This window comes from Roseofilum capinflatum BLCC-M114 (assembly GCF_030068505.1).
GTDB lineage: Bacteria > Cyanobacteriota > Cyanobacteriia > Cyanobacteriales > Desertifilaceae > Roseofilum > Roseofilum capinflatum.
Genome location: NZ_JAQOSO010000051.1, coordinates 22159 through 29869 on the forward strand (window position 1 = coordinate 22159; position 7711 = coordinate 29869).

The following is a 7711-nucleotide window of genomic DNA, read 5'->3' on the forward strand; positions in this document are numbered from 1 at the left end:
TTACCTATTGCCTATTTCCTGTTGCCATTTACCGCGCACTAAGCGAATTTCATCATAGGTATAGGACTCTCCTAATGCATCTTTGAGCAAGGTTAAGGAGACTGCGCCGCGCTTTTCTAAGACTTTGAGAATCTTCTCTTGTCTTTCCGGTTCGACTAAGCGATCTAAATCGACGGGTTGCTTTAACTCAATTAAGTCTGATAAATGCTTAATAATGGTTGTTGTTCGTAAGTCTCGGCGATCGGCAATTTGCTTGACGCTCAAGCCTTCTTGGTGCATTTCTAACGTGAGTTTTTGGGTTTCTGAGGGTTCATTGGTACTGGGGGGCATGGGTAGAGGTTTGGGCGCTTCTCCTAAGCCTTGTTCCTGACAATATTGACAAATTTCCCCTAGAAATCGGTCGCCATATTGCCGTAATTTATAACTGCCGACTCCCGAAACTTGAGATAAGGCTTGGAGACTTTGGGGACGCTGTTGAGCCATTTGCATGAGGGTAGAATCTGCAAAGATAACATAGGGAGGAATGCCTTGTTCGTCGGCGAGTTGCTTGCGGAGTTTTCTCAGGTTTTGGAATAAGAGTTCTGCTTCTCTGGCTAAAGAACTCACCTTTTGTTCTTGCTTGCGTTTAGGAGGAATAGCGATTAAAACTTGCCGTTGACGACGCATGACGGCCCAGCTTTCAGGGTTGAGTTTAAGGATACTGTAGCCATCCGTGGTTTGACTGACTAAACCTTGATTGAGGAGCGATCGCCCCAACAAGCGCCATTCATCCTTACTCCGGTCTTTTCCGATACCATGGGTCGAGAGTTTGTCATGGCCATTACGCAACACCTTCTCACTCATGGAACCCCGGAGTACATCTATAATATAAGTCATGCCAAACCGCTCCTTACACCGAGCCACACAAGAAAGGAACTTCATCGCCTCAACTGTCCAATCTTGGGTCGGTTTCGGGTTCAAACAATTATCACACCCCTGGCAATTTCCCTCTAAATTCTCGCCAAAATAGCGTAAAATAATAGACCGGCGACAATCCGTTGCATCGGCATAATCAATCACTTGGCGCAACTGTTGGCGGGCGATGCGCTGTTCATTTTCATCACTCTTTTGATCGATAATCCACTCCACCCGCTTCACATCGCCATAACTCAGAAACATTAAACATCGGGAGTCTTGCCCATCTCGTCCTGCGCGTCCGGCTTCCTGGTAGTAACTTTCTAAACTGCGGGGAATATCGTAATGAACGACAAAGCGCACATCTGGTTTATTAATCCCCATACCAAAAGCAATGGTTGCTACCATGATCTGCACATCATCGCGGATAAACCGATTTTGGTTATTTTGACGCACGCTATCTTCTAATCCGGCATGGTAGGGAAGGGCGGAAACCCCATCCTTTTGTAACCGTTGGGCCAACTCATTCACCTGACGACGACTGAGACAATAGACAATTCCCGACCCTCCAGATCGAATCAATTGAAACAGTTCGGCATAGCTTTGGCGGGTTTTGGTTCGCACCTCATAGAACAAATTGGGGCGGTTAAAACTGGCGACATGGACATAGGGATGCTGGAGATGGAGCTGTTGCACAATATCTCGACGCACCCGATCCGTAGCAGTGGCGGTGAGGGCAATAATGGGTACTTGGGGATACCAGCGCCGAAACTGGGCCATTTGCCGATATTCGGGGCGAAAATCATGGCCCCATTCGGAGACGCAATGGGCTTCATCGACGCTAAAGGCAGAGATGCCAACGGTTTCCTGTATGCTGGCTAGAAAGGGCTGGAACCAATCAGCCATGAGGCGTTCGGGGGCGATATAGAGGAGCTTAATTTTACCGTTGAGGATGGCATTTTGGCGCGATCGCACTTCTTCGCCGCTCAAGGTACTATTCAGGAATGTAGCCCCAATCCCATTATCCTGCAAGGCATCCACCTGGTCTTGCATCAGAGCAATGAGAGGAGACACCACCAACGTTATTCCCGAACGCAACAGCGCGGGGAGCTGGAAACAGAGGGATTTTCCGCCTCCCGTGGGCATGATCACGAGGACATCTTGGTTTTGCAGCGTCGTTTCAATAATATCCTTTTGGCCCGGACGAAAGCGATCGTAACCAAAATAGTGTTTGAGGGTGTCTTCTAGGGTGGAGACTGGAGCCATAATCTTCGGGAGGAGGCGATCGATCTGATTCTACCGTAATACAATGTTTCGCGCCCTCCGTGGGGGAATGGGGGAATGGGGGGAGTGATATCAAGTCCGGTGGTCAATCAGTGCTAATAAATTGCGAATGGAGCGAAGGGGAATGTTCATGAAAGGGTTTAACTAAAGTTCTTAGTAATGAGGCTTCCAGATAGCGATTACCACTCATCTCGTAACATCCGTTGCGTTGCTACTGCATCTCCTTGCCAACTTAACTGTCCTGCGAGATCGGAAAAATCATAGGTTTGTCCCGTTGATGGGGACAAGTTTTGCTGTTGATTGAGCGTTTTAAATTGGTCTATCATCAGGGAAATTTGTTGGATTTGTTGGGGAGTAAGTCCAGTGAGATCGACCGTTGGATTCATGGAAGAAGACAATGTGAGAAGGTTTGATCCTATTTTAATTGTTAATTGTTAATTGTTACAGCGCTTTGCGCTGTATTGGTGGACAGCCAGAAAAGATCCCCCCTTAAAAAGGGGGGGGTTGGGGGGATCGAGATGTACCGCATAGCAGCGAAAATTGCTGTATTCTCCTGCCTACCCTAGGATGATTCGTTACGGTAACCAGGGATATTGGCGGAAATTAGGCGGCCTTTTCTCTAAAAACGCTTGTTTACCCTCTGCGCCTTCCTCGGTCATGTAATAGAGTAGAGTGGCATTGCCTGCGAGTTCCTGTAACCCGGCTTGGCCATCACAGTCCGCATTAAAGGCAGCTTTTAAGCAGCGAATGGCGATCGGGCTTTTTTGTAAAATTTCTTGGGCCCATTGAATGCCTTCTGCTTCTAAGTCTTCTACGGGAACCACATGATTGACTAAACCCATCTCTAGGGCTTGTTGGGCATTATACTGACGACAGAGAAACCAGATTTCCCGCGCCTTTTTTTGACCGACAATACGGGCTAAATAACTGGCTCCAAAACCGCCGTCAAAACTGCCGACTTTTGGCCCGGTTTGGCCAAAAATGGCATTATCGGCGGCCAGGGTGAGATCGCAGATCAGGTGTAAGACATGACCGCCTCCGATCGCATATCCAGCCACCAATGCAATCACCACCTTGGGCATCGACCGGATTAATCGCTGTAAATCAAGAACATTGAGCCGAGGAACTCCTGCATCATCCACATATCCGGCTGTCCCCCTCACACTCTGGTCTCCACCGGAACAAAAGGCATATTTTCCATCTGTATGGGGGCCAGCACCAGTAAACAAGACTACTCCAATTTGAGCATCTTCCCTGGCATCGAAAAAGGCATCATAGAGTTCAAATACGGTTTTGGGACGAAAGGCATTGCGTTTATGGGGTCGGTTAATGGTGATTTTAGCGATACCATCGGTTTTGTGATAGAGAATATCTTCGTAAGTTTTGACGCTTTCCCAGTTAACAGTCATAAAGGCGATCGCATATTAAATTAGACTTCAGGATTTTACCCTATAGCGCTTCGCACTAGGGAATAGGGAAACAAGCAATCTCCCCATCTCCCTATTCCCCTATTCCCCCCATCCCATCTCCCACTTCTGGAGGATTAAGAAACTGTTCATCCCGACGGATGCGAATTTGGTCTAAGCGCGGCCCTTCTGCTTTAATGACGGTAAATTCTAGATTGTCATAATTGAGGACTTCCCCCACATCGGGGATTTTTTGCAGTTGGGCAATTACAAAGCCTCCCAGGGTTTGATAGTCATCATCTAGGGGTAAATCGAGATTGAGCATATCGTTGGCTTCTTCCATGTCGAGTTGAGCTTGCACCAGATAGGTTTGTTCATCAAGCTGTTGGATCAGGGGGTCTTGTCCGTTATCGGGTTCTTCCGTATCGCCGATAATTTCGGCGACGATATCTTGAAGGGTAATTAATCCAGCCGTACCGCCAAACTCATCGACCACAATGACCATGGCTTGGTGCGATCGCTGCATTAATTGTAATAATTCTAATACGGGAGTGTTTTCTTGTACGAATCGCGCCGGACGTACCCAAGCTTGAATCGCCGTTTCTGGGGATAAATCCCCTTTAGCTAGGGGGCCAGCCAATTGTTTAAAGTTAATAATTCCCCGGATATCATCCAGGGAATCAGCCATGACTGGATAGCGAGAATGGCCGGTTTTTGCCACTTCATCGAGTAAATCTTGAAACGTGGCATTATAGGCAATCCCCTCAAGACTGGTGCGGGGAATCATCACATCTTCAGCCACCACTTCCCCAAATTCAAACACATTTTTGAGCAGTTCCCGTTCAGAGGCCTGTAGACCCATGGATTCAGTCGAGGTACTAATAATCAGTTGCAGTTCTTCGGGGGTGACGCGGGTGTGCCAAGTTTGTCCGGAGTAGCGAATGCCTACGGAAGTCAGGAGAAAGCGGGTCGAGTGGTTGAGTATCCAAATAAAGGGATTAAAAAAGCGGGCGATCGCCCAACTGGGCGGCCCTAAGATCCTCGCGAGTTTTTCTGAATAGAGTAGGGCAACGGATTTCGGGCATAATTCCCCTAAAACGATCTGTAAATAGGCAATTAGGATAAAGGCTAGGGGAATCGAGAGGGAATGGGTTAAGGTTTGGCGAATCGAAGCAGATAGGGGCGCTTGGGCGATCGCCCCCTGTAAAATGGCTGCCATAGTATTTTCCCCAATCCACCCTAGAGCTAAACTCGATAGGGTAATCCCCAATTGGGTAGTGGAGAGCAGGCGCTCTAAATTGGTGTGTAACTTTTGTACGGTTTGCGCCGGAACATCTCCAGTGGAGACCAATTGTTGAATCCGCGATCGCCGCACGGAGACAATGGAAAACTCAGCCGTAACGAAAAAGGCATTAATCGCGATTAATAAAAACACCCATAAGAGGCGAATGGAACTATCAGCAAGGGTTAAGGCCACCAGATGAGGGGGTATTCCCATAACTAGAGTCAACGGAATCTCTGTACCCATTTAGCGAACGACTGGAATACCGGAAACCTGAAGATTCAGCTCTTCATCGGGATAATCAGTGAGCTTCATCGACAGGTGTTGAGCGTCGGACAACAAGGCCACCGGTACACTCACTTTACCGGAAAACTCTTCCTGATTGGGGGGAAGTTGGGAGGGTAAACCGGAGGTTGTCGCCATCAAAGAACGGCCGCGATCGTCGGTAATATTCAACAGACTATAGAGAAATCGCACCATCTGAGGACTATCATTGCGGATTTTTACATCCAGCTCTAAATTATCCCGTTCTTGATGGGCGGCAAAGACTTCGAGGGTAACGCCTCGATCTTGAGTGGCGATCGGAAAACCCGGTAAGCTCACAACCGGTTCCTTTGGCTCCACTTTCGCCTGCACAGAGGGTTCTGGCATCGGTTGAAAACTCTGCTCTTGTGACTCATTCGCCCCTTCACCCTCAATATAACTGTCTACCCGTCTTAAAATTTCCTCTTGCTCCAAAATCGGGACTGAAGTTTTACCCGTCGTTCCCGGTTGGCGATTCACCATGGTGCTAGTGGGGCTAGAGTCCGGCTGCGTAATCCCCTTCAGCGCTTCTCGACCAATATTAAACCCTAGTGCTGCACTAATAATCCCAGCACCAAACATCATCGACAGTAAAATTAACGTCAGTGCAACTGTGGAATTTAATTTCATCTTTGTCTACCTAGGTTGTTCTCTGTTTTTAATCTCTTCAGTCAAGATACCCATCATCCGATTAGTGTACGCTAACTTGCCTAAACTGACACGCACTTTACCCATTTCTTCTTGCCTCGCTTCTCTCACCTTATGCTAAGATGAAGGATAGGATTGAGATTGACGCAAGATATTCGTTCACTCCCTAAGTTTACTCTGAGTCTATCAATCTCTAGCGCCCTTGGCCGATTGGGGAGGCAGCGAACTCATAATTCGCCTTCAGACTGGTTCGATTCCAGTAGGGCGCAGTAAAACCCGACTCAAACTCTTGCTGAGTTAAGGTCGGGTTTTTTCGTTGGTTCACCATACATCTCCTAGAAAATGGCTGCACCTTGAGAACTTAGAAAAGCTGAGGTTCGGGAGCAGGAGGGGGAGGAGGAGGTAGGGGAGCTGCTGGAGGAGGAGAAAAGGGCACAAAGGGCGTGGGAGCAGGGGGAATTGGATTGGGTTCTACAGATGCACTCGGAGAAACCACCAAGTTTTGATCAAAGGGGTTATACAAGTCTTCGGTACGAACAACAGGCGTGCTGGTATTTTGGACTTGGGTAATATTTTTGTAGAGAATGTGAACCAGTTGGGCGCTTCGGCGAGTGTTATGCTCAGAAAATCGGGGCAACCCTAAAAAGTTTTGGATTTGACCAAAAAACGATCGCTGATAAAAGTAGTCTCCACCATTGCTATAGTAAGCGGCATCAAAGAGTTCAGGAATCGATTGGTAAACCACTGCTTGATCGGGCAGTACGGGATTGGGGTCGGCATTAAACTGGGCATTGGCTTTAGATCCTAGGGTTCCAACCCCAAGGGAAACCAAGAGACACAGAGAACTTAGAGTTTTGAGTCGAGTTAGCATGTTGACTACTCCTCACTATTTTTAGATAATCATAAACTAGAGAAGAGAAAATAGGGAATACTGTACTCCGATCAAGTATGATGGCATAGAAAAGAAGAAGGGCAGTTATGGACGATTTTGCGCTACGCCAACAGTTACTAGTTCTATTTTGTCAATTGGCTTATCAAGAGGGGGATTTTTTGCTCTCTTCGGGCCAAAAAAGTTCTTACTATATCAACAGTAAACCGGTTACTCTCCATCCCCAGGGAGCGATGGCGGTGGGTCAGTTATTGTTAAGGCAGTTACCAGAAGCGGTACAAGCGGTAGCGGGTTTAACCTTGGGAGCCGATCCGATTGTTACGGCTGTTAGTGTAGTTTCTGCTTATGAAGAGCGCCCCATCTCGGCGTTAATTGTGCGTAAGGAAGCGAAAGGTCACGGAACTCAGGCTTATATTGAGGGGCCAAGTTTACCCCAGGGGGCGAAAGTTGTGGTTTTAGAGGATGTGGTGACTACGGGACAGTCGGCGATGAAAGCGGTGGAACGGTTGCGGGCTGTGGGGTACGAGGTGAACCAGGTGATGGCATTGGTCGATCGCCTCCAGGGAGGTGCAGAGTTTTACCAGTCCATGGGTTTGAAGTTTGAGGCTCTGTTTACGATTAAGGATATCCAACAGCGCTATCAAGAGAATTCGGCGTTCCGTGGACGGTGCGTTATGCGGAAATATCATTGATTTGTAACCATTGACATTTTCTGACCGCATAACACACCCTACCTATTATGGTGTCGCCCCCGGTAGGGTGTGTTGCGGCATCGATAAATCATGGGTTTTCACGAAAATATCGACCCAGCCGCAACGCACCGCCCCCACCAAAAAATCCCATCAATAAATATGTGAATTTAACCAATAATTCAGACGGTGCGTTATGCGGAAATATCATTGATTTGTAACCATTGACATTTTCTGACCGCATAACACACCCTACCTATTATGGTGTCGCCCCCGGTAGGGTGTGTTGCGGCATCGATAAATCATGGGTTTTCAC

General features: G+C 47.8%; 7 protein-coding genes and 1 tRNA gene. 2 read left to right on the top strand and 6 right to left on the bottom strand.

The window, feature by feature from the left end:
* From recQ to PMG25_RS09265, 5 genes are all read right to left on the bottom strand, one after another.
* On the bottom strand, positions 1–2160 hold the full coding sequence (gene recQ, locus PMG25_RS09245; RefSeq protein ID WP_283766611.1) for a DNA helicase RecQ: 2160 nt from the start codon (positions 2158–2160) through the stop codon (positions 1–3).
* 197 nt (positions 2161–2357) lie between these two features.
* On the bottom strand, positions 2358–2564 hold the full coding sequence (locus tag PMG25_RS09250; protein WP_283766612.1) for a hypothetical protein: 207 nt from the start codon (positions 2562–2564) through the stop codon (positions 2358–2360).
* A gap of 189 nt (positions 2565–2753) precedes the next feature.
* Positions 2754–3587, bottom strand: coding sequence for a 1,4-dihydroxy-2-naphthoyl-CoA synthase (gene menB / locus PMG25_RS09255; protein WP_283766613.1), 834 nt, complete (start codon positions 3585–3587; stop codon positions 2754–2756).
* Positions 3588–3678: 91 nt separating this feature from the next.
* Positions 3679–5082 (bottom strand): hemolysin family protein, encoded by a 1404-nt coding sequence (locus PMG25_RS09260; RefSeq protein ID WP_283766614.1) that lies wholly within the window; start codon positions 5080–5082, stop codon positions 3679–3681.
* A gap of 30 nt (positions 5083–5112) precedes the next feature.
* Entirely contained in the window at positions 5113–5799 is a 687-nt protein-coding gene (locus PMG25_RS09265; protein WP_283766615.1) for a hypothetical protein, read from the bottom strand.
* 214 nt (positions 5800–6013) lie between these two features.
* Here PMG25_RS09265 and PMG25_RS09270 point away from each other — a divergent pair.
* Positions 6014–6086 (top strand) — tRNA-Met (locus tag PMG25_RS09270).
* A gap of 92 nt (positions 6087–6178) precedes the next feature.
* Here PMG25_RS09270 and PMG25_RS09275 read toward each other — a convergent pair.
* A complete protein-coding gene (locus PMG25_RS09275; RefSeq protein WP_283766616.1) occupies positions 6179–6688 on the bottom strand; it encodes a hypothetical protein in 510 nt (169 codons plus the stop codon).
* Between the two features lie 107 nt (positions 6689–6795).
* Between PMG25_RS09275 and pyrE the strand changes: the two genes are divergently transcribed.
* On the top strand, positions 6796–7398 hold the full coding sequence (pyrE, locus tag PMG25_RS09280) for an orotate phosphoribosyltransferase (RefSeq protein WP_283766617.1): 603 nt from the start codon (positions 6796–6798) through the stop codon (positions 7396–7398).
* The last annotated feature ends 313 nt before the right edge of the window (positions 7399–7711 follow it).

Coding starts and splice junctions, on each gene's coding strand:
- recQ (WP_283766611.1), bottom strand. CDS start 2,160: ATGGCTCCAGTCTCCACCCTAGAAGACACCCTCAAACACTATTTTGGT.
- PMG25_RS09250 (WP_283766612.1), bottom strand. CDS start 2,564: ATGAATCCAACGGTCGATCTCACTGGACTTACTCCCCAACAAATCCAA.
- menB (WP_283766613.1), bottom strand. CDS start 3,587: ATGACTGTTAACTGGGAAAGCGTCAAAACTTACGAAGATATTCTCTAT.
- PMG25_RS09260 (WP_283766614.1), bottom strand. CDS start 5,082: ATGGGAATACCCCCTCATCTGGTGGCCTTAACCCTTGCTGATAGTTCC.
- PMG25_RS09265 (WP_283766615.1), bottom strand. CDS start 5,799: ATGAAATTAAATTCCACAGTTGCACTGACGTTAATTTTACTGTCGATG.
- PMG25_RS09275 (WP_283766616.1), bottom strand. CDS start 6,688: ATGCTAACTCGACTCAAAACTCTAAGTTCTCTGTGTCTCTTGGTTTCC.
- pyrE (WP_283766617.1), top strand. CDS start 6,796: ATGGACGATTTTGCGCTACGCCAACAGTTACTAGTTCTATTTTGTCAA.